The organism is Sphingomonas panacisoli (assembly GCF_007859635.1).
GTDB lineage: Bacteria > Pseudomonadota > Alphaproteobacteria > Sphingomonadales > Sphingomonadaceae > Sphingomonas > Sphingomonas panacisoli.
Genome location: NZ_CP042306.1, coordinates 2050300 through 2070861 on the forward strand (window position 1 = coordinate 2050300; position 20562 = coordinate 2070861).

16 protein-coding genes are annotated in these 20562 nt (G+C 62.8%); 7 read left to right on the top strand and 9 right to left on the bottom strand.

What is annotated here, in order from left to right; genetic code table 11:
- Positions 1–80 precede the first annotated feature (80 nt).
- The gene (locus tag FPZ24_RS10495) at positions 81–1148 is read right to left on the bottom strand and encodes an alpha/beta hydrolase fold domain-containing protein (protein ID WP_186728745.1); all 1068 of its coding nucleotides are present in this window, start codon (positions 1146–1148) and stop codon (positions 81–83) included.
- A gap of 329 nt (positions 1149–1477) precedes the next feature.
- On the opposite strand from FPZ24_RS10495, the gene FPZ24_RS10500 reads away from it, so the two are divergent.
- The gene (locus FPZ24_RS10500) at positions 1478–1912 is read left to right on the top strand and encodes an FKBP-type peptidyl-prolyl cis-trans isomerase (protein WP_186728747.1); all 435 of its coding nucleotides are present in this window, start codon (positions 1478–1480) and stop codon (positions 1910–1912) included.
- A gap of 123 nt (positions 1913–2035) precedes the next feature.
- Here the strand turns inward: FPZ24_RS10500 and FPZ24_RS10505 are convergent, their stop codons facing one another.
- Both FPZ24_RS10505 and FPZ24_RS10510 read right to left on the bottom strand, forming a co-directional pair.
- Positions 2036–3946: an alpha/beta hydrolase family protein gene (locus tag FPZ24_RS10505; RefSeq protein WP_186728749.1), complete on the bottom strand. Its 1911-nt coding sequence runs from the start codon at positions 3944–3946 to the stop codon at positions 2036–2038.
- Between the two features lie 108 nt (positions 3947–4054).
- On the bottom strand, positions 4055–4960 hold the full coding sequence (locus FPZ24_RS10510) for a LysR family transcriptional regulator (protein WP_186728751.1): 906 nt from the start codon (positions 4958–4960) through the stop codon (positions 4055–4057).
- 107 nt (positions 4961–5067) lie between these two features.
- Here FPZ24_RS10510 and FPZ24_RS10515 point away from each other — a divergent pair, with 107 nt between their 5' ends.
- The 3 genes from FPZ24_RS10515 to FPZ24_RS10525 all read left to right on the top strand — a co-directional run bounded on the left by FPZ24_RS10515 (position 5068) and on the right by FPZ24_RS10525 (position 8677).
- Positions 5068–6447, top strand: coding sequence for an alpha/beta fold hydrolase (locus FPZ24_RS10515; RefSeq protein ID WP_146571779.1), 1380 nt, complete (start codon positions 5068–5070; stop codon positions 6445–6447).
- 28 nt (positions 6448–6475) lie between these two features.
- Complete coding sequence (locus tag FPZ24_RS10520; protein ID WP_146571782.1) at positions 6476–7312, top strand: alpha/beta hydrolase; 837 nt, start codon at positions 6476–6478, stop codon at positions 7310–7312.
- A gap of 396 nt (positions 7313–7708) precedes the next feature.
- Positions 7709–8677 carry a phosphatase PAP2 family protein gene (locus FPZ24_RS10525; RefSeq protein WP_146571784.1) on the top strand — a complete coding sequence of 323 codons (969 nt, stop codon included), beginning with the start codon at positions 7709–7711 and terminating at the stop codon, positions 8675–8677.
- 217 nt (positions 8678–8894) lie between these two features.
- On the opposite strand, the gene FPZ24_RS10530 is transcribed toward FPZ24_RS10525, so the two are convergent.
- The 3 genes from FPZ24_RS10530 to FPZ24_RS10540 are packed head-to-tail and all read right to left on the bottom strand — an operon-like array spanning position 8895 to position 11991.
- Positions 8895–9344, bottom strand: a complete 450-nt coding sequence (locus FPZ24_RS10530; RefSeq protein WP_240047420.1) for a VOC family protein — start codon at positions 9342–9344, stop codon at positions 8895–8897.
- Between the two features lie 53 nt (positions 9345–9397).
- Positions 9398–10612: an alginate export family protein gene (locus FPZ24_RS10535; protein WP_338061650.1), complete on the bottom strand. Its 1215-nt coding sequence runs from the start codon at positions 10610–10612 to the stop codon at positions 9398–9400.
- Between the two features lie 5 nt (positions 10613–10617).
- The gene (locus FPZ24_RS10540; RefSeq protein ID WP_146571786.1) at positions 10618–11991 is read right to left on the bottom strand and encodes a cation:proton antiporter; all 1374 of its coding nucleotides are present in this window, start codon (positions 11989–11991) and stop codon (positions 10618–10620) included.
- A gap of 185 nt (positions 11992–12176) precedes the next feature.
- On the opposite strand from FPZ24_RS10540, the gene FPZ24_RS10545 reads away from it, so the two are divergent.
- Genes FPZ24_RS10545 through FPZ24_RS10555 form a run of 3 tightly spaced genes read left to right on the top strand, consistent with a single transcriptional unit; the run spans position 12177 to position 14444 of the window.
- Positions 12177–12410: a type II toxin-antitoxin system Phd/YefM family antitoxin gene (locus tag FPZ24_RS10545; protein WP_146571788.1), complete on the top strand. Its 234-nt coding sequence runs from the start codon at positions 12177–12179 to the stop codon at positions 12408–12410.
- Positions 12389–12889 (top strand): PIN domain-containing protein, encoded by a 501-nt coding sequence (locus tag FPZ24_RS10550; protein ID WP_240047421.1) that lies wholly within the window; start codon positions 12389–12391, stop codon positions 12887–12889. The genes FPZ24_RS10545 and FPZ24_RS10550 overlap by 22 nt, the downstream gene beginning before the upstream one ends.
- A gap of 19 nt (positions 12890–12908) precedes the next feature.
- Positions 12909–14444, top strand: a complete 1536-nt coding sequence (locus FPZ24_RS10555; RefSeq protein ID WP_146571790.1) for a tryptophan halogenase family protein — start codon at positions 12909–12911, stop codon at positions 14442–14444.
- Between the two features lie 220 nt (positions 14445–14664).
- Here FPZ24_RS10555 and FPZ24_RS10560 read toward each other — a convergent pair whose 3' ends face one another.
- The 3 genes from FPZ24_RS10560 to FPZ24_RS10570 form a co-directional block, all read right to left on the bottom strand.
- Entirely contained in the window at positions 14665–17250 is a 2586-nt protein-coding gene (locus tag FPZ24_RS10560) for a TonB-dependent receptor (protein WP_146571791.1), read from the bottom strand.
- Positions 17251–17354: 104 nt separating this feature from the next.
- Entirely contained in the window at positions 17355–18968 is a 1614-nt protein-coding gene (locus tag FPZ24_RS10565) for a tetratricopeptide repeat-containing sulfotransferase family protein (protein WP_146571793.1), read from the bottom strand.
- Positions 18968–20362, bottom strand: a complete 1395-nt coding sequence (locus FPZ24_RS10570; protein WP_146571795.1) for a M20/M25/M40 family metallo-hydrolase — start codon at positions 20360–20362, stop codon at positions 18968–18970. Before FPZ24_RS10570 ends, FPZ24_RS10565 begins: the two co-directional genes overlap by 1 nt.
- Between the last annotated feature and the right edge of the window lie 200 nt (positions 20363–20562).

Here is a 20562-nt window from a genome sequence, read left to right on the forward strand (position 1 = left end):
TTCATTACGTCGCGATGACATCGATAACAACAGAAAATTGATATCGATGTCATCCAAGAGAACTTTCTAACGTAAGGCGGCTATTTCGCGACTAGATTGGCGGCGAAGAAATCGACGATCGCCTGATACGCTTGCTTCGACTCGGCGGCTTCCGGATCGACGAAGAATGCATGCGGCATGCCGTCCCATACCCGCAGCTCCGTTTTGACACCGGCGGCGCGCAACAACTCATTGCTGTGCAGCACCGAACTCAGCGCGAAATCGCGCGTGCCGCTGATCAGCAAGGTCGGCGGAAATCGTTTCACGATCGCGGGCGACAGGCCTGGAAAGACCATCGGATCGTCGGCCCGTGCACCGGCAAAATACGGTATCGAGATCAGCTTGGGCATGGTCGCCGGACTAGGCACTTGTCCCGTCGCGGCTGCCGCGAAATATGCCGAGTCGCCGCCCAGATCGACCAACGAAGCGCAAAACGTCCCGATCGCGCCCGGCACCGGAATTTTCTTGTCGATCATCCACGCGACCGACTGCGCGGTCAGCCCGCCGCCGGCGGAGCATCCGTAGATGCCGATCGCCCGCGCAGGGTACTTGCCGAGCAGCGCCTTGTAGACCGCGATCACGTCCTCGGTCGCGGCCGGGAAGCGGTTCTCCGGTCCCAGCCGATAATCCACCGTCAGCACTTCGATGCGGCCCACGGCCGCGATCGGGATCGCCTCCGCCAGCGCACCGCTGTTCGCGCCCCACATGAACGCGCCGCCGTGCAGATTGACCAGCACACGCCCGCGATTGGCCGCGGCCACCCCCGCGCTGGGCAAGACGCGCTGCACGTGTACGCCGCCGATAGTGATATCGGTGACCTTGACGTCGTACATCGCCCGCATGCGCTTCACGCGGTCGGTATTCTGGACGTCGTAATAAGCCCGCATTTCCGGGATCGAAGCGTTCGGCGGCAATTGCGGCAACGCCCGCATCCGGTCGAACAGCGCAACGGTCTCCGGCGCGTTATACGTCGAATAGGGCAGGACGAAGCTCGGCACCGTGATGGGGCCGGTGGTCGGTGCGGCCGATTGACCGTGCGCCGCCGTCACCGCCAGCGCCAACCCGGCTGCTATGACCGCCACGCTTGCCTTGAGCTGCCTGCCGCCCATCGTTCTCTCCTGTTTCATATGGCCGATCTTCGTGACGGCTTGCGCATCGATATCGCACGATGACATCGATAACAATGCATCATGTCTTTCTGAACGCGCGATCGCGTCGCGCAGGTCGGGACCTATCCATAGCTTGATCGATAACGCGCGCCCTGCGATTGGCAGTTATGAACTCGCCGCTACGCACCTTGCGCCTCTCGACACAATGCTTCCTTCTGGCAGGGCTTGTTCTCCAGCCTTCGCTGACCGAAGCGACGGTTCGTAAGGGCAGGATGCCGCCGCCTGCCTCGAGGCAGGCCGCACCGAACACCAGGATTATACCGTTGCCGTTGGCGCCGATCATCCCGGCCGCTCAGCGCCTGTGCGCGAGCCGAACCAAATCTGGTCTCGGATACACAATCCTCCGCGAAGGAGCGGGCGCGAAGCCGGGCGCGACCGACACCGTGATGATCAACTATATCGGTTACCTCGCCGCGAACGGAGCGGTCTTCGACCAGGGCATGCAATCTGCGCTACCCGTCGACAAGGTCATCTCGGGGTTTTCGCAGGGAATGCAGATGGCGGCACGAACCGGCATTATCCGCCTCTGCATTCCGGCATCGTTGGGGTACGGTGCGACGGCTACGGGTCCGATCCCCGCCAATTCCGATCTGGTGTTCCAAGTCGAGCTGATCGACATCAAAACGGCGGCGGAAATGACCACCATTCGTATGGGCGAAGCGACCAACCCTGCGACGGGTAACGATGCTGAGCCGCAGAAATAGGCAAGCCCTAGCCAGATCTAGCGAACCTTCACGGCGGCTGATTCGAGGCAGCGAGCGTCGTGGAAACGAGCGTCCCGGCTGTCGCCATTATCCCGGAGATCATCGCGGCCGCGATCGAGCGCGTCAGGCAGGATTGTACTTTGTCAGAAACGCTTCGACCTTCTTGAGGAAATCGATCTGATCTTCCGGCTTGGAAAAGCCGTGGCCTTCGCCTTTGTAGACGTAATATTCCGGCGGACGGCCCAGCTTGGTCAGCGCGTCCGCCAGCATTTTAGACTGGATGGGCGGCACGTTCGTATCCGCGTCGCCATGCGCAATCAGGATGGGCACCTTCAGGTCGACAGCGCGCTTGGCCGGCGAAATCGCGTCCAGATCGACACTATTGCCGCCCTGCACGCGATCGCGCCAGTTGCGATAATATCGCGCGGCAACGAAGCTCTTCCGGTCGTATTTCAACTGTGCGGCGATATCCGACACCCCGGCGAGGCTGATGGCGCAGCGGTAGATGTCGGGGTTTCGTACGGCGGCCCATTCGGCCGCATAGCCGCCGAACGAGGCGCCCATGATGCAGACGCGTTTGGCATCGACCAGGCCGCGCGCGACGAGCCATTTGACGCCGTCGTCGATGTCGTCCTGCATGCCGCGGCCCCATTGCCCGTTGCCCTTTTCGACGAACTGGCGACGGTAACCGGTCGATCCGCGGAAATTGGGCTGGAGCACGACATAGCCGCGACTCGCGAGAAATTGCGCCCAGACGTCGAAGCTCCATTCGTCGCGCGCGAACGGACCGCCGTGCGGCATGATGACGAGCGGCAAATCCTTCGCCGCACGCCCCGGCGGCAGCGTCAGATAGGCGGGGATATCCAGCCCGTCCCGGGCCGTATAACTGACCGATTCCATGTCGGCCAATTGCTTGCCGATCAGTTGGTCGAACGGCGCGGCGATGACCATCATCCGCCCCACCTTGCGATCGTAGAGATAATAGACGCCCGGATTGCTTGCCGACGTCGACCACACGACGAGCTTGGACCGATCATCGCTCATCGAAATGATCTGGATGCTCATGCCGGGCAGCGCTTTCTCGAGCTTGGCCTCAACCCCCTTCAGCTCCGGGTCGAACCACCGGATGCGCGCGCGGTCATCGGTGTAACTGACGGATTCGAGCTGCCCGCTTTTGGTCAGGTCGAAATCCGTGACATCGACCTTGGGGTTTTCGTAGACCAGCTCACCCAGGCGATCGGCGACGAAGTCGTAGCGATAGAGGCCAAATCGACCGCTCGCCCCGGTCGCGACGGCATATCCCTGGTCGCTGTCAGGCGTGACGGCCATCGTATCGATCTGATTGTTGTCGTCCCGGATCGTGCGACCGGTCGATTTGCTAAAATCGACGCGGTCGTCGTGACGGTAATAGATCCACCACTTCTTGCCGTCCGACGCGATACCGGTGCGGATCGTGCCCGACGTATCGGCGAACCAGCTCCAGACGCGCTCCCTGGGTTTGACTATCTCGGTCGCTTCGTTCGTCGAAAAGTCGAACCGGAAAACGGACGGATAGGTGAACACCGTTTTCTGCGCGGTCACCAACACGAATTTCCCGGCGGGATCGACATATGTCAGATCGGTGCCGAAACCATGACCCGTCACGACCGGAACCACTTTGCGCGTCGCGATGTCGTAGACGATCATCTGCGAGAACCGGATCGGCACGCCCAGCAAGCTGGCGCTGGAGCTGAGGGTGATCAGCAGTTTGTCGTTCCCGACCCAGCGATACGACGACAGATCGTGTCCGTCGGGCAACGCAATCGAATACGGTTCCTGTTTGTTGGTGATCAGGTCGAACAGGATCAAGCGGGGCTTACCCTCGACCTGGCTTCGCGCGACGAGCCGTTTGCCATCCGGCGAAATGACCGGGGCAAGCAACGACGGCAGCGCGCCGAAGTCTTCGGCCGTCGGTACGGTGCTCGCAGCTGGCGCCTCCGCCAAAGCGCGCGGTGCGCCGGCCATCGTCGCCAGCACAACGGCGACGAGGGCCACCCTCCCCTTATCCAGCATCGTTTCCCCCTTGCTGATCAGCACCCTATGCGATCGGTACCCAATCGCAAGCAGCAGGACCAAACGCACGAATGCGATCTCCGGCTGGTTTCAGCCAGCCGTACGCTCACCATAATGATCGGCCAGATAATCGACGAGAAGGCGGATGCGTGCTGGCAAGTTGGCACCGCCGACGAACACGGCCTGAAACACTTCGCGATCGCCAGGATTGAACGGTTCCAACAACGGGACCAGCCGGCCTTCGGCAATCGCGCGACCAAGCCCGAAATTGCCGAGGCGCGCGATTCCGACGCCGTCTAGCGCAAGCTGGAGGAGCGTCTCGCCACTATTGGCCTCAACCGACCCTCTCACCGACATCTGGAAATTCGCGCCGTCGCGGCGGAACGGCCAGACCGGTTCGACGCGACGAAAATTGAAGTTCAGGCAGTTATGCTCTGCCAAGTCTTCGGGGCTTTGCGGTGCGCCATGGGCGGCAACATATTTTGGCGAGGCCACGATCGTCCGGCCGTTGTCGCCCAGCCGCCTTGCCATCAACTGACTGTCGGCAAGCGGTCCTGAACGGATCGCGACATCCGCCTGCCCTTGGGCGATGTCGACCTTCTCGTCCGACAGGTTCACGTCGATGACGATGCCCGGATATCGCTCGATGAACCCCTTGAGCAGCGGCACTATGCAAACACGTCCGTGCGCCACCGACGCGCTCACGCGGACGCGGCCGCGCGGCGCGCCCTGATCGGCGATCGCTTGTTCCACCTCGTCGATGTCCGAAAGGATGCGTCGCGCACCCCCGAGATAGGTCCGCCCCTCCGCCGTCAACGTTAGCGCGCGTGTCGAACGCAACAGCAGACGTGCACCCAGTCGCGCTTCGATCCGGTCGATCGTGCGGCTGACGCCGGAGGGTGTCAGATCGAGCTGTCGCCCGGCGGCGGAAAAACTTCCGGTCGATGCAACGGCGGCGAACACGGCCAAATCCCTCGCTCGATCCAGCCCGGCCATCTTTGATTCCAGTTCATAAATGCTTCGCGTACGTCACGGCTAATCAGGCGGAGTGTTCCTGTCTAGCTTTTGCCTAACGCACTCAAGCGTCGAACAGGAGACGGTCAATGAAAATCATATCCTTCACGCGCCGGGTCGCCATCGCGGCAGCCCTTACCACGAGCCTCGTCGGCCTCGACGCTCCGGCCGCCACAGGCAAAGCCACGACGACGGCTCCAGCCAGCGCCGTCCGACTGCAGGAGATCGCGACGAACGGCACCGTGCTTCACGTCCGCATCGCCGGTTCGGGTCCGGCAGTCGTGCTGCTTCACGGTTATGGCGACACTGGCGACATGTGGGGTCCGCTGGTCGCGGAGCTCGCCCGCAACCACACCGTCATCGTTCCCGACCTGCGCGGGATGGGACTGTCGGCGCGCGCCGACAAGGGCTTCGAAAAGGCCAACGAGGCCGCCGACATCATCGGCGTGATGGATGCGCTGGGTATCAAGCGCGCCGACGTCGTCGCCCACGATATCGGCAACATGGTCGCCTATGCACTCGCCGCCCGGAACGCCGACCGCGTTACCAAGCTCGTCCTGATGGACGCGCCGATTCCCGGCATCGGACCGTGGGAGGAAATCCTCAAGACGCCGCTGCTCTGGCATTTCCGCTTCGGCGGGCCCGACATGGAACGCCTGGTCGCCGGTCGCGAGCGAATCTATCTCGACCGCTTCTGGAACGAATTCTCCGCCAATCCGGCCAACTTTCCGGAAGCCGAGCGCGAACATTACGCCGCGCTCTACGCCGCGCCGGGCCGCATGCATGCCGGCTTCGCTCAGTTCGCCGCGTTCGATCAGGACGCTGTCGATAATCGTGCCTGGCTCGCCGCGCACGGCAAACTGACCATGCCCGTCCTCGCGATCGGCGGCGAGAAGTCGTTCGGTCCGATGATGGCTATCGACGCGAGAGCCGGCGCGATCGACGTTCAAGAGCGCGTCATTGCCGGCGCCGGCCATTGGCTGATGGAGGAACAGCCCGTCGCGACGGTCGCGGCGATCCGTGAGTTTCTCGATGCCCAGCCGGCTAGTCCGGCCAAGGACGGGCTTGCCCCTACCGCGCTGTCGCTCGACCAAACGCAGTCGATGACGACCGCTGGCGCGGGGACCGGCACGTCGGGTGTCGCGGGGATCAAGACCGTCCTGCTCTATGGCGATCCCGCCAAGCCCGGCCCCTATGTGCTAGAAATCCGCGTGCCGGCCAACACGGCGATCGCCGCTCACACGCATCGCGACAATCGCTTCGCGACGGTGATTTCGGGCACATGGTATTTCGGCTTCGGCTCCAACCCGGCGACCGCGCGCGTCAAGGCGCTGACCGCAGGCGGGCTATACACCGAGCCCGGTAAGCTCCCCCACTTCGCATTCACGCGCGACGAAGCCGCGGTCGTCCGCATTACCGGCATGGGACCCAGCGACACTGCGTTCGTCGCGGTTCCCATCGCCCGCTAATCTATCTTTTAACCTTAGGAGACTTTTCATGACCGACCCGATCATCGCACAGGAACAGTGGCTCGACGGTGCCGCCGGCCGCCTCTTCGTCCGCCACTGGCCCGCCGAGGGCCAGCCCGCCGCTTCCCTGGTCATCTGCCACGGCTTCAATGCTCATAGCGGCCACTACGCCCGGGCGGCGGAAGTCTTCGCGCAGCGCGGGATCGCCATCACCGCGCTCGACCTTCGCGGACGGGGTCGATCCGACGGCGAGCGTTTCTACGTGGAGAGCATCGACGATTATGTCGCCGACCTGTCGCAGGCCATCGACTTGGCTCGGTCGCTGCACCCCCAACTCCCCGTCTACCTGCTCGGCCACAGCGCCGGCGGCGTGACGGCGGTCACCTATGCGCTCGATCACGCGGATCGCATCGCCGGATTGATCAGCGAAAGCTTCGCGTTTCGGGTCTTTGCCCCCGATGTCGCGCTCGCATTGCTGAAAGGGGCCAGTCACATCGTACCGCACGTCCACGCGGTGCGGCTGAAGATGAGCGACTTCTCGCGCGATCCCGCCTGGGTGGCACATCTCGAAGCAGATCCACTGGTGAAGGACGAGGTTCAGCCGATCCAGACGATGGCTGCCCTCGCCCGCGCCGACGAACGGTTGGCTCGAGAGTTCGGACGCATCACGCTGCCCGTCCTTATCCTGCACGGGACGGCCGACCACGCGACCAAGTCGGAGGGCAGCCAGGCGTTTCTCGATGCCGCCGGTTCCAGCGACAAGACGCTGAACCTCTACAAAGGTTTTTATCACGACTTGCTCAACGACGTGGATCGCGACCGCGTCTCGAACGACATCGGCAACTGGATCGCGGGTCGCGTCTGACGGCAACGGTTCGATTAGAGCCACGCGTTTACACAAGGTGCGCTCGACCGGTTGCAACCGGTCGAGCGCATCCGATGTCACTCATCTCATCAGGACGACGTCCATGGATCTCTAACTTCGTGTCGAGACCGCAGTTGTGACCGGCGCAATACACTCCTGATCGAACACATCGATGCGATTGCCCACGTTCGGCGCGAGCGAAGCGGACGACGTGAGCCGACGAATAGCTAACGCCCAAGCAAAGTTTCAACCTTGATCCAAGTCATTGCGGTCGCTGGCTTTTGTGGGCAGGCTGGCAGGACAAGGGCGCATCAGGCACCCGGTCGCGGCCGATCAGGTGTCGGCTCGATATCCAAATTCAGTGTCTTTTGTCGCTGCGCTACGGAAGTATTTCATTTGTCGCGCACGACGCTTTCGCCGATCGATGTCCGCTCGCTGCCAGCCTTTGCGTTGATGGCGGCGCAGGTTGCCACGATAGTCGTGCTCATCGCCGTGACCGGGTTCAGCTATGACGGCCGCGACATCAACACGGTGGCGATGGTGATCGCGTTTGCGATCGGCTTCGGGTTTGCGCTGCGCCGATTGGGCATTGGCCGGCTGGCGACGGCATTGGAGGCGATGGCGTTGATCCTGGCGTCGGGGATGACCGTCGCGTGTCTCAGCCTGTTATGCGCCAGCGACTCGATGCCGCTTGCCGATGCTTGGCTGGCGGCGGCGGATCGTATCCTGTTGCCCGCCGTGTCGTGGCGCGATTTGGCACTCTCGCTCGCGCACCATCCGCGCCTCACGCAGATAATGTGCTCGATCTATTCGACGCTGTTGTGGCAGCCGTTCGTGTTGATCGTGGCGCTGGCTCTCGCTCGACGTGAGGACGTTATCTGGCGGTTCGTTCACGCCTGGATGCTGACATTGGTTTTGTGCGTCGCAATTTTCGCGATTGCGCCCGCCGTCACACCCTATGTCTATTATGGTATCACGCCGAGCCAGGTTCCGGCACTGACCGTCAATGCCGGCTGGCGTCCCGCCGAGATCATCATGCATGTCCGCGACGGTACAATCCACGTGCTGGCGAGCAGGACTGCCAGCGGGCTGATCACTTTTCCGTCGTTCCATGCTGCCGGCGCTATGCTGCTCGCCTGGAGCTTCCGTCGCGCGTCCTGGTTCGGTTGGGGGTTCGTGGCGCTTGATGTCCTGATGCTGCCGACCATTCCCCTGATCGGCAGTCATTATTTCGTCGATGCGCTGGGCGGCGTCGCGGTCGCCGCGCTGACGATCGTAACAACGCGGCGCACTGGTAAGCCCCGCCACGGATTGTGCCGACCCGCCACCCATTCTTGGCCCGAGCAAGGCAGCCCCATATCGTAACTGTCCAATACGCGCTGACCAGCATTCGTTGACCATTTCATACTCGTAAAGAAGGAATTTGGAAGCTGGTCGCTCGACAGCCGCATCCGATCGGCGAGGACCGATCGAAACTCGCAGTGCGTGATCAACGCTTCGACGCACATCGTGGTCGGCTCAGAACCACGGTCCACCATTCAATCGCGCAAGATGATATCCGCGGACCCGACACCGCCGCGTGCTACTTGGAGGGAGCCTGCCAAAGCTCGATTTTCGTTCCATCTGGGTCGAGGATCGAGGCGAACTTGCCGGTCGGATCCGCTTGCCGGTTGAGGACTTTGATACCTTTGGTTTCGAGCTTGGCGATGAACGCATCAAGGTCGTCTACCGCGAAATTGATCATGAAATCGCGCTTGGAAGGCGCGATCTCGCTGCTGTTCTCGCGCATGGCGGACCAAACCACCACCGGCGGATGGAGCGGAGCGTCGTATCGTAGAAGGGCACCACCCCACGGCTCGATGTTGATGCCAAGCACCTCTTGGTACCATTTCGTCAAGGCCGCTGGATCCTTGCTAACGACGAACACCCCTCCAACGCCCGTTATTCGACCGACTTCCTGGGCATGAAGCACCATCGGCGACAAACCGACCAAAAGAAGTCCGGCGGCTACGAAAATGCCAGTTCTCGTCATCGCTCTCTCCTCTAGGGCGCGTAGCTGCCGCCAACGATCTCGGTTGCCGCGACTTACATTACCCAATCGAGCGTCAAAAATACCTTGGTTGTGTCGGTGGCGAAGCCTTTTGCAACGTATCGCGCTAATCGCGCCGCCAACGTGTAGCGGTTGAACTTCAAGAACCCGATCGCGTCAATCTCATCCCCGTACAATCGCACCAACCGATCGCTGGCGAACCGGTGATAGGTCCCGGCGACGCCGTAGCCGGTGATCATACCCTTGCTCTTCCAGCTGCCCCCGATGGTGCCGTACAGGTCGCGGAGCCCGTCGGGCGGTGTCGTAGTAAATTTGCTCGCCCAGCCCTGGAACTTGAAGAAAGAGGCGAGCGGGGTCTGGATGCTGGTCAAGGCAACGCCTCTATCGGCTCCGAGCACTTCATATCCGGCGGTCGCCGACACGATCGGACCGCTCAGGGTCGCTTCACCGAGATAGTAGGTCGCCGCATAACGGTTCGGGTTGCGGGCATAGTCGCTTTGCCGCGCGATGCTCGCGACATAAGCGAGCTTCCACCCCTTCGCGATCTGGCGCACGCCGGTGAGGCGCAGCCCATAGGTCTGGTTCGACAGGCGATAACCCGATAGTGCGGACAGGTTCTGATCGACGAGATATGCGAAGGCGCCAAGCGTGCCGATCGGCGTCGCGTAGCCGATCTGTCCGAACCAATTGTTTCCGGACACGGATCGCGGGCGCGCACCCTTGCCATCAATGCCGTTCACTGTCCGAACGTCCCACGAATAAGCGGCGTCCACGCTGAGCTTGCCGTGAGTCCATTTGGCACGGACGGCGTCGAAGGTCTGTTGGTTCTGCCGCCAATTGGCCGAGCCGACGAACCGCTGGTCGCCCAGCTCGAGCACTTGCCGTCCCGCGATCAACGCGAGGCCATCCTTTTCATAACCGAACTGCACGCGGTTGATTTCGACATCGTTCGGGTCGGGGATGACCGGCAGTGGGCGGCCGTTGAGGCCGTTGTTGAACGCGCCCGCGATCTTCAAAGTCGCTTCGGCCTCGACCAAAGCCGTGAGCGGTCCGGCCTTAGCTTGGATGCCCGTTCGCATTCGCATGGTCACAGCGTCGGCTTGGTCGGCGACGCCCTCCTGATCGACATGCTCGTAGCGCAGCCGGGCATCGATCAGCGGCGTGAGCTTGATGTCCTGAGCCGCGGCGGCATCGGCGCACACCCCCGCTGCCAGCAGCGCTAGCGCTGCCACCTGCGTCATCTGCGACATGGCGGTTACGCCGCGGTGCCAGCCAGCGCGCCATCGAGCTGGTCGAGCTCACCCGACGCGCGCGCCTTGCGTCCGTAGACCAGTTCGAACACCGGCCCCGCCATCATCGTCGTCACGATCGCCATCAGCACCAGCATCGAAAACAGCGTCGGGCCGATAATGCCCTTCTGCAGCCCGATGTTGATGATGATCAGTTCCATCAGCCCGCGCGAGTTCATCAGCGCACCGATGCCGAGTGCGGTGCGATTGTCCTCGCCCGACAGCCGCGCCGCCGCCCAGCACGCACCGAACTTGGCGAGGATCGACACCGCCAGCACGCCGAACGCGATCAGCAGCAGCTCTGGCGAATTGACCATGTCCATCCGCGTGTTGAGCCCCGAATAGGTGAAGAACATCGGCAGCAGCAGGACAACCGCGAGCGGCTCAACCTTCAGCTTCAGCTCCTCGACGAACTTGCCCCGCGGCATGCACGCACCGAGCAGGAAACCGCCGAAAATGGCGTGGATTCCTATCGCGTCCATGACGAATGCCGACATGCAGAACAGCATCATCGTGATCGCCAGGATGGTGACGCTCATCTCCCCCTGCGCTTCGACGATGCGGCCGAGCGGGGCGAGCAGCTTGCGGCCCCAGATGAGCATGAACGCAGCGTAGATCACCGCCCCACCGATCGCGAGTATCGCGACGCCGGAGCCGCCGCCGAAGGTCGCGAGTACGATCGCGAGCACGCACCACGACGTGGCATCATCGAACGCGCCCGCCGTCAGCGACAGCGTGCCGAGCGACGAATTGGCCAGACCGCGCTCGTTGATGATCCGCGCGAGCATCGGGAAAGCCGTCAGCGCGATGCAGGCGCCCATGAACAGCATCGCATTGGCCTGACTGATCCCTGGCGTAAACAGTCCGTCGATCCCGAGCAGCCACGGCGTAATAAGCGCGGCAAGCAGGAAAGGCGCCGCAATGCCGGCCGCGGAAACCGCCCCGGCGCTCTTTGCCTTCGATTGGAAATGGTCGAGGCGCAGCGTCAGTCCGACCATGAACATGTAGAGGCCGACCCCAAGCTGCGCGCCGGCATACAGCACGTTGCGCGTTTCCTTGGGGAATATCGCGAGCTGAAGATCCGGGAAGAACAGGCCGAGCAAAGACGGCCCCAACACCACGCCGGCGATCATCTCACCGACGACTTGCGGCTGGCCGAGAAACTTCTTTCCGGCCCAGCCGACGACGCGACAGGCCAGCAGGATCACGGCGAGTTGCAGGAAGAAATGGACGCTGAAATCGCCCGGGGCATAGCTTTTCGCTGCACCGGCGACGGCCGGCCCGTGCGGTGAGAGGATCCCGGTCACAGTGGAAATCAAACTATCGACAATGCCTTGCATGCCACTCCCCTATTACGGCTCCGCACATGTTGCGCCGCGTTCGTCGGAGCAGAAAAGTTGTTGGGAACGTTATCAATGGCAAAATCAACGGATCGATCGCATTTTCGCCTTGGTCGTCGATTGTGTTGCGGCAGTACCATATTGTAGGTACATACCTACGTTATTGACGTTCGCGGGAGCGGAAAATGCGGGCGATTTCGAGTCGTGAGTTCAACCAGGACGTCAGTCACGCGAAGCGCACGGCGCGAATCGAACCAGTCTTCGTCACCGATCGGGGGCGTCCGACGCACGTGCTGATGAGCATCGAAGCGTTCCGCCGCCTGTCGGGAGAAGGCGACACGATCATTGATTTGCTCGCCATGCCCGGGCTTGCCGATCCGCCCCCCACCGGCGATCTGTGGCGCGGGCCTGGCGGCTGATGCACTTGCTCGACACATCCATCGTCCTCGCCCTGCGCAACGCCCGCGCCGGGGTAGCGGAGCCCGGCCTGACCGCATGGGCATCGGCGTTGCCCCGCGAAAGCTTGTTCATCTCGGCGATCACGTTGCACGAACTCGAGGAGCAGGCGCGAACGACACGCCAGGATCGTGCGCAATGGCGGACATGGATCGACGATCACGTAACGCGCGCGTTCGATGGGCGTGTGCTGCCGGTCGATGCCGCGGTGGTGCGTCGTGCTGGGCAGCTTGAACGCGGCGGGGCTCGCGATGGCCTTCTGGCGGCGACAGCGCTCGAACACCGTCTGACGCTTGCCACGCTCCGCCCGCGCGCGTTCAAGGCGAGCAGGGTCAAGACGTTCGACCCGACCGGCTTTGTCCCCTCCACCCAGATCGAAGATTGGCGGCAGGCCGCGCAGGCCGCGCCGGCCTGGATCAAGAACCTGTTCGTGCGCAGCTAGGACGGTTAGGGTCACGATCATGGTGCCCAGGCGCAGCATTCTGATCGTGGGCGGCGGTACGGCCGGCTGGCTGACGGCTTGCTACCTCGCGAAGTTCTTCGACCTCGCGCGCCATCCGTCGCTGTCGATCACGCTCGTCGAATCGCCCGATATCGGCATCGTCGGCGTTGGCGAAGGCGCGTTCCCGACGATCCGCACCACGCTGCAATTCCTCGGCATCGACGAATATGATTTCATCCGGGAAACGTCGGCGACGTTCAAGCAGGGCATTCGCTTCGACGATTGGCTGCGCAACCCGCACGACGGCCGGCACGCGCACTTCATCCACCCGTTCGAAGCGCCGCTCTATGCGCATGACGAGAGCCTGGTGTCCCACTGGCTTGCGAGCGACCCGGCGACGCGGCCGCCCTTCGCCGAAGCAGTGACGATCCAGCATCGCGTGTCGGAGCAGCAGCGCGGACCAAAGACCGCCGCCGATGGCGGGTTCGCGGCACCGCTCAATTATGCCTATCATTTCGACGCCGCCGCGCTCGCGGCGATGCTCGCCCGGCGCGGGCGCGAACTCGGCGTGCGGCATGTCGAGGACGAACTAGTCGCCGCCGCGGTCGGCGCGGACGGCACGATCGACCGTCTGTCGTTCAAGCGCAGCGGGGACGCGACCGCCGACCTTTATATCGACTGCACCGGTCTGCGCGCCGAACTGCTCGGTGGCGCGCTCGACGAGCCGTTCGTATCGGCCAAAAGCTACCTCTTCACCGACAGGGCGCTCGCCTGCCGCGTGCCGTACGATTGTGCCGACGCGCCCTTACCAAGCTACACCGTTGCCGCCGCGCATGAAGGCGGGTGGCTGTGGGACATCGGCCTGCGCGACAAGCGCGGAATCGGCTGCGTCTTTTCCAGCGCGCACCTCGACGAGGATCGCGCGCGCACCATTCTCGCCGCGTACCCTGGCGTCGGCGACCGCGGCGCCGATGCGCGGCTGATCACGTTCGAGCCGGGCTGGCGCGCGCGACAATGGGTCGGCAATTGCGTCGCGGTCGGGATGGCGGGCGGGTTCGTCGAGCCGCTCGAATCGACGGGCATCGTCGTGATCGAAGCGGCCGCGGCGATGATCGCCGAGCTGTTTCCGTTCAACGGCCCGGTCGATGCGCCGGCCGACCGGTTCAATGCGCTGATGACCGCGCGCTACGATAATCTCGTCAATTTCCTGAAGCTGCATTACTGCCTCAGCCGGCGTATCGAGCCGTTCTGGCGCGACAATGCCGACCCCGCATCGACTCCCGAGGCGCTGCGGGCCTTGCTCGACCGCTGGCGCCACCGCCCGCCGAGCCGGTTCGACTTCTTGATCGATGTCGAGACGTTCGCCTTCTTCAACTACCAATACATCCTCTATGGCATGGATTTCCATACAGAGCCGATCTTTGGGTCCGCAAAGGGCACCGGCTCCGCTGGTTCGGGAACGCTGTTCGAACGCATTCGTGGTTTCGGTGATCAGGCCGTCCACGAACTCCCATCGCATCGCGAACTCGTCGAGCAGATCAACGCCGCGCGATAAGGTCGAGCCTTCGGCGGAGTCATCCTCATATCCGGCGAACTATGTCATGCTCTCGCTTTAGATCGAAGCTGACAGTGGACTGGCCGCTTCGTACCCGCGAGCAGGCATAAGCCATTCTAAAATTGTCATCTCTTATCGACGTTCGATCGATAGCCGTGCAGAGCGCAAATCGATTGGGGGTAATCATGTATCTGTGTTGGTTATCCCCAACCCACCCCCGCTAGAATTTCGCCCCCAACCGCACGCCTACCGTCTGTGGCGTGATCGGCACGATATACGGCCGCTGACCGCAACTGCCGCATGCGACGAAGCGGGATAATTGGCCGCGCGCGTCGAAGGCGTTTTGCAGATAGACTTCGAACGTGAACTTGCCGAACTCGGCTCCGATCGAGAAATCGGCGGTCTCGAACGCCTTCAGCCGGCCGAACTGCGCCGCCGGGCTGATGACATTGCCGGTGAACGTTTCATAGACGGCGCTGCGAATGTCGGACGCCGCCGAGCTCTGGTACGAACCGACCGCCTGGGCATAGACCTTCGCGTTACCCACCGGAACGGTATAGCGCGCGGAGCCGTTGAGCTTGACCTGCGGCGTGATCGGCAGCCGGGTACCCTTGGGTGCCGAGATCATGTTCGTCACGCCATCCGAACTCGGCAGCGTGCAGGTAAAGCTCGGATCGTCGAACAGGCAGAGGTTCCTGGTCGTCTTGGCATCGGTATACGATCCCGAGGCTGTCAGGTTGAGCCGCCCCAGCGTGAGCGAGCTGTCGAACTCCGCACCCCAAATTCGCGCATCGGGACCGTTGTGGATTTCGGTGAAGCTGTTCGCGCCGAGGAAAGCGAACTGGAATTTCTTCCAATCCTGGCGATAGACGGCGGCGTTGAACCGGAGCTTACCGCCCAGCCACGTCGTCTTCACCCCCGCCTCGTAATTGGTCAGGAAGTCGGCGGCGTAGGGCGGGATGTCGTTGCGCCGGTTGATCCCGCCCGGCCGGAACCCGCGCGACCATGTGGCATAGGCCATCACGCCCGATATCGGTTTCCACGACACGTTGAAGCGATAGGTAACGCCCTCACCGCTAGCCTTGACGGGCAACAAGTTGCCGCCGGAATAGATGGCGAGGTTGGTGCACGGGCTGCCGGCCACGACGGCGGGCAACAGCGTCGTGTTGGTCTGCCCCGCCAACTGCGCGGCGCGCAGGCGTTCGCCCGTGGTCGTGAAGCAGCCCGCGACACCCGTTCGCGTCGAATACGCCGCATTGGGCGGCGGGCCGCCGTTCAGCTGATCGAACGCCGGGTTACGCCCGAACCCGAAAAAGCCGATGAGCGTATTGTCGTAGATGAAAGCGCGTCCGCCCGCGGTGACGGTAAGCGTCGGCGTGACGTCGAAGCTTGCTTCGCCGAACATCGCATAATCCTTGTCAACGCGCCGCTGCTGGGTCAGCCACAGCGTCCCCGGCGAACCGTTGACCGAGAGCAACGGCGCAAGCCCGGCGATCTGATAGTCCTGGTGGATGAAGTTCGACTGGCGCTGATAGAAGGCGCCGGCGACGATGCGGAACCGGTCGGTCGACGGCGATGCGACGCGGAATTCCTGGCTCATCTTCTTGAAGTGATCGCTGCCGATCACGCGCTGTCGCGGGTCAATCGTGTTGCCGGCGGCGTTCTGGTAATAGAAGTAACCGGCGATCCCGCCGACCGACGAATAGAGGTTGTCGTACGCCTCGGCATAATCGGTATAGTCGGTGGACTGATAGTCCTTGCGGTCGAGATACGCGCCGGCATAGGTCAGGTCCCAATTGCCCAGCTTGCCTTCGATCGTGAGCCCTGCCTGCCAGAACCGGTCGCGGCGAAATTCCGGGAAGAAATGCTGGACCTTGAGGTCGCCGACTCGCTGGTCATAGCCATACGACCCGTGGCTGCGAGTATCCTGGTACATGAAGCTCGGCGTGACGGTCCAATTGCTGTCCAGGTCGATCTTCAGCGCGGCGCGACCGCCGGCGATTTCGGTGTCGTTATAGTTCTTCTTGACGAAAGCACTGTTGGTGATCGTTCCGGTATAGCCCGCCGCCAGCGGCGCGAGCGCCGCGGAAACGTCGAATGTGCGCGTGCCCGGGACGTTGTCGATGTAGCCGGCGTCGCGTTCGTAATAGCCGACGCCACGGAACGCGATCGTGGCCGACAGGGGGATGTTGATCATCCCCTCGACCTTCCCGCCGTAACCGCCCTTGCTGACCTTGTTTCCTTCCAAGTCGATGCGGCCGTAGGTGCCAGACAGATCGGGCTTGTTGGTGATGATGCGGATCGTCCCCGCTTCCGACGAGGCGCCGTACAGCGTGCCCTGCGGCCCCGACAGGCTCTCGATCCGGGCCACGTCATAGATGTGGACGTCGAGGTTGCCGCCGATCGTCGTCACCGGCTGTTCGTCCAGATAGACGCCGACCGACGGCAGCGTGCCCGAATGGTTGCCGTCACCGCCCGACGCCACGCCGCGCATATAGACGACGTTGGTACCCGGCGTGCCGCCCAGCGCCTGGAAGGACACCGAGGGCAGCATCTGCGCATATTGCGCGAAATTGGCGATGTTCAGGTCGTCGAGTTTCTTGGTTGTGAGAACCGACACGGAAATCGGTACGTTCTGCAGGCTTTCCGATCGCTTGGTCGCGGTGATGACGATGTCGTCGGTGACCGCAGCGGCGGTATCTGGGGCGGGCGCAGGGGCCGCGTCCTGGGCGAGCGCCGGAACCGCGACGAATGCGGCCGATGCGAGCAAGCTGGTCAGACCGGTACGGCGAACGAAAGTCGACATCGCGGAACCCCTTGTATCTTTATGGGCTCAGCGTGTTCGCACGTGCAATATACGTCAAGCGGCAGATGTCGCTCGCGTAACAATCTTGTCTGGGCGTTGCTCGTTTACAACGCGGCAGGAACCGCTGGATAAGCAAGCAAGACGTCACCCAACGCGGCCTCGAGCGGGCCGAGCCAGGCGGCAAACGGCTTCCACGCCTCGGTCGCATCGCGGAAGATCGGTTGGCGGACCTGTTCAGAACTCGCAGTTCGCACGGCACGCTCCGTTTCGTGGAACGACAGGCAGGCCGGTTCGAACTCCAGCCCGCAATAGTCGAGCAGCGCGCGAGTTTCACGCTCCGGATCGTCGACCATATCCTCGTAGATCACGCGGTGGACGCGGCCCGGCAGCACGCGATCGATATGCGCCATCAGCCGGACGTAATCGCGATAATATCGGCCCATGTCGGCCAGGTCGTAGCTGAACGCCTGGCCGCGCGCGAAATGCTGTTTGAAGTTGGAAAAGCAACAGCCGAGCGGGTGGCGTCGCGCGTCGATGATCTTCGCGTTGGGCAGGATCAGGTGGATCAGCGGCAGGTGCGCCCAGTTGTTGGGCAGCTTGTCGATGAAGAACGGCCTGTCCGTGCGGCGCTGGATCTTCACGCGCCGAAGATACTCCTCGCCAAGTGCCGCCAGCTTGTCGGCGGTGAAATGACCCACGGCATCGGGATAGTTCGTTTCGCGCCGCGCCAGAGCGGGGATGTCGGGCAATTCGGTGGTGCCTTCGACCTGGCTGTGGCTGGCCAGGATCTGCTCGATCAGAGTCGAGCCGGCGCGAGGCATGCCGAGAATGAAGATCGGGTCCGGCGCTTGGCACCCCAGATCCGCACCCGCAGCGAAAAAAGCGGACGAGAACAGCGCGATGCTGCGATCGACGAACCGCTCGGTTTCGTCGGCGTCATAGGCTTGTTTGGTCTTTCTGAGCGCATTCCCCGCCGCATAATGTTCGAACGCCGGCTCCGGCTGCTTCCGGTCCTCGAATGCCTTGCCCAACGCAAAATCGAGATGGAAACGATCCTCGTCGGAAATGCCTGGCGCGGTCAGCGCGGCCTGCATCGCGGCGATATCGGCATCGTCGAAGCGGACCGTCTTTAAATTGGCGAGGCTCCACCATGCTTCGCCCAACGCCGGCATAAGCTCAATCGCACGGCGATACGCCGCGATGCCATCCGCCTGCCGCCCGACAGTCTTCAGCATATGACCATAACTCATCCAGACGCGCGGCTGGTTCGGCGCTTCCTTGAGCACACGGTCATACAAGGCGATCGCTTCGTCGAATTCGCCGATGCGCCCATAAGCCGCTGCCTGAAGATTAGCGTGACCGATATTGTCGGGATCGTCGGCGATGACCTGCTCGAGTTCGGCGATCGCCTCGGCCGGGCGGTTGAGACGGTAGAGGACGAGCGCCAGATTGGAGCGTGCGGCGATGAAGCCGGGCGCCAGTTCGACCGCGCGGCGCAACAGCGATTCGGCGTCGCGATACCGCCCGATCCGCCCGGCGAGTTCCGCCAGCATCCGTATCGCGGCGACGTCGAACGGATCATCGTGAAGATGCCGCTTGAGCAAAGGCTCGGCGTCGCTCAGCCGATTGTCGTTCAGCGCCAGCGCCGCCTCGACCAGCCGCGGCGGATAGCGGCCCGTCGCCGCCATCCACGATCCGCCGTCCGTCCCGCCGGCCATTATTTCGACAAGTCGGCGAACAGCGACAGGTAATAGGTGATCCCCGGCGCGATGTTCATCACCGGGGTGCGTTCGTTGAGGCCGTGGCTGAAATCGTCCGATTCCTTCAGGAACGTCGGGCTGGCGCCATAGCTCGGGACGTTGTGATAGCGGAACCACATGCTGTCGCTCGCACCCGATGCCTGGCTCGGGAAAACCGGCAAGCCGGGATAGATTTTGTGCATCGCCTTTTCGACCGCCGCGATGAAATCGGCGCGCATCGGCGAGGCATCGTTGGGCACGGATCCTTCGGTGACGTCCTTGAACGAGGCGGCGGGCTCGGCGGCCGCGCGCTGCAACTCGGCCATGATATCGGCCGGCTTATGTCCGGGAAAAATACGACAATTGATATTGGCGACGACTTTTTGCGGCAGCGCGTTGAGCGCGTGGCCGCCGCTGACCATCGTGGGAACGCAGGTCGTGCCGATCCGGCCGACCGTGCTCGGATTGCCGACGAGAGTCGCGATCGCCTGTTGGTCGGCAGGGTTGGCGACGAACGCCAGCATCGCCTTGCCGATCGCCACCTCCTCATAGGGTGCCGCCGCCGTCAACGCGGTGCGGGTCAGCGGGCTCAGTTCGGGTTTGAAGCGATACGCGCCGATCCGTTCCAGCGCGCGCGACATTTGCACGATCGCGTTGACGATTCGCGGCGCCGACGAATGGCCGCCTGGATTGGTGATGGTGATCTCGAAATCGGCATAGGTCTTCTCGGCGCCCTGCCAGGTGAAATATTCCGGCTTGCCGGTCTTCTCGTCGAGCACCCCGCCGCCGCCATCGATGTTGAGCACGAGGTCGGCATTCTTCAACTTCTCGGCGATGATCGCCGAGGTTTTCATCGCGGTCTCTTCGTCGCCGGAAAACTCGATGACGATCGTCCGGCGCGGCTTGTAGCCCTGGCGCCGCAACTCGGTCAGCGCCGCTATGGCGATCGACCCATCGAGCTTCATATCGGTCGCGCCCCGGCCGTACAGGTAGCCATTCTCGACCACCGGCACGAAAGGATCGCGCTGCCAATCGGACGGCTTCGCCTCGACGACGTCCATGTGGCCGGAAATAACCAGCGGCTTGAGCCTGGGGTCGGTCCCAGGCCATGTGCCGATCAGATAGGCAGTGTCGCCCACCGCAGTGATCTCGACATCGCGATCGGCGAACCCGCCCGCGACCAGCGCGGCCTTGTAGAGCGCGGCGACCTCTGGCGTTTTGTTGCCGGGACCCGCGACCGAGCGCAGCGCGATCGCCCGCTTTGCCAGATCGAGCGCCTGAGCGTCGGCGGTTGGATGCGGCAGCGCCGACTGCGCCGATGCAACGGTGGCCAGCACCAGTCCGGTGGCCACGATCCAGCCGATATTTTTCACACGCGATCCTTTTTGCGACGAAGCTTTGTCGAACAACAATTCGTCCCGCGCAAGGTTGTGCCGCACTGTCTGCGCATCTTGAACCGCGACGGCGTCTCGATTGCTAGACACTAGGATGCAACCAATAGCGCTCCCTGTGGGTCGGCGTCCCTTAGGGCAGAAACCAGCTCCTCGATCTCACCGCAATCGCGTAGATCATC

Coding starts and splice junctions, on each gene's coding strand:
- FPZ24_RS10565 (WP_146571793.1), bottom strand. CDS start 18,968: ATGGCCGGCGGGACGGACGGCGGATCGTGGATGGCGGCGACGGGCCGC.
- FPZ24_RS10535 (WP_338061650.1), bottom strand. CDS start 10,612: ATGTCGCAGATGACGCAGGTGGCAGCGCTAGCGCTGCTGGCAGCGGGG.
- FPZ24_RS10520 (WP_146571782.1), top strand. CDS start 6,476: ATGACCGACCCGATCATCGCACAGGAACAGTGGCTCGACGGTGCCGCC.
- FPZ24_RS10510 (WP_186728751.1), bottom strand. CDS start 4,960: ATGGCCGGGCTGGATCGAGCGAGGGATTTGGCCGTGTTCGCCGCCGTT.
- FPZ24_RS10540 (WP_146571786.1), bottom strand. CDS start 11,991: ATGCAAGGCATTGTCGATAGTTTGATTTCCACTGTGACCGGGATCCTC.
- FPZ24_RS10555 (WP_146571790.1), top strand. CDS start 12,909: ATGGTGCCCAGGCGCAGCATTCTGATCGTGGGCGGCGGTACGGCCGGC.
- FPZ24_RS10530 (WP_240047420.1), bottom strand. CDS start 9,344: ATGACGAGAACTGGCATTTTCGTAGCCGCCGGACTTCTTTTGGTCGGT.
- FPZ24_RS10515 (WP_146571779.1), top strand. CDS start 5,068: ATGAAAATCATATCCTTCACGCGCCGGGTCGCCATCGCGGCAGCCCTT.
- FPZ24_RS10495 (WP_186728745.1), bottom strand. CDS start 1,148: ATGGGCGGCAGGCAGCTCAAGGCAAGCGTGGCGGTCATAGCAGCCGGG.
- FPZ24_RS10545 (WP_146571788.1), top strand. CDS start 12,177: ATGCGGGCGATTTCGAGTCGTGAGTTCAACCAGGACGTCAGTCACGCG.
- FPZ24_RS10560 (WP_146571791.1), bottom strand. CDS start 17,250: ATGTCGACTTTCGTTCGCCGTACCGGTCTGACCAGCTTGCTCGCATCG.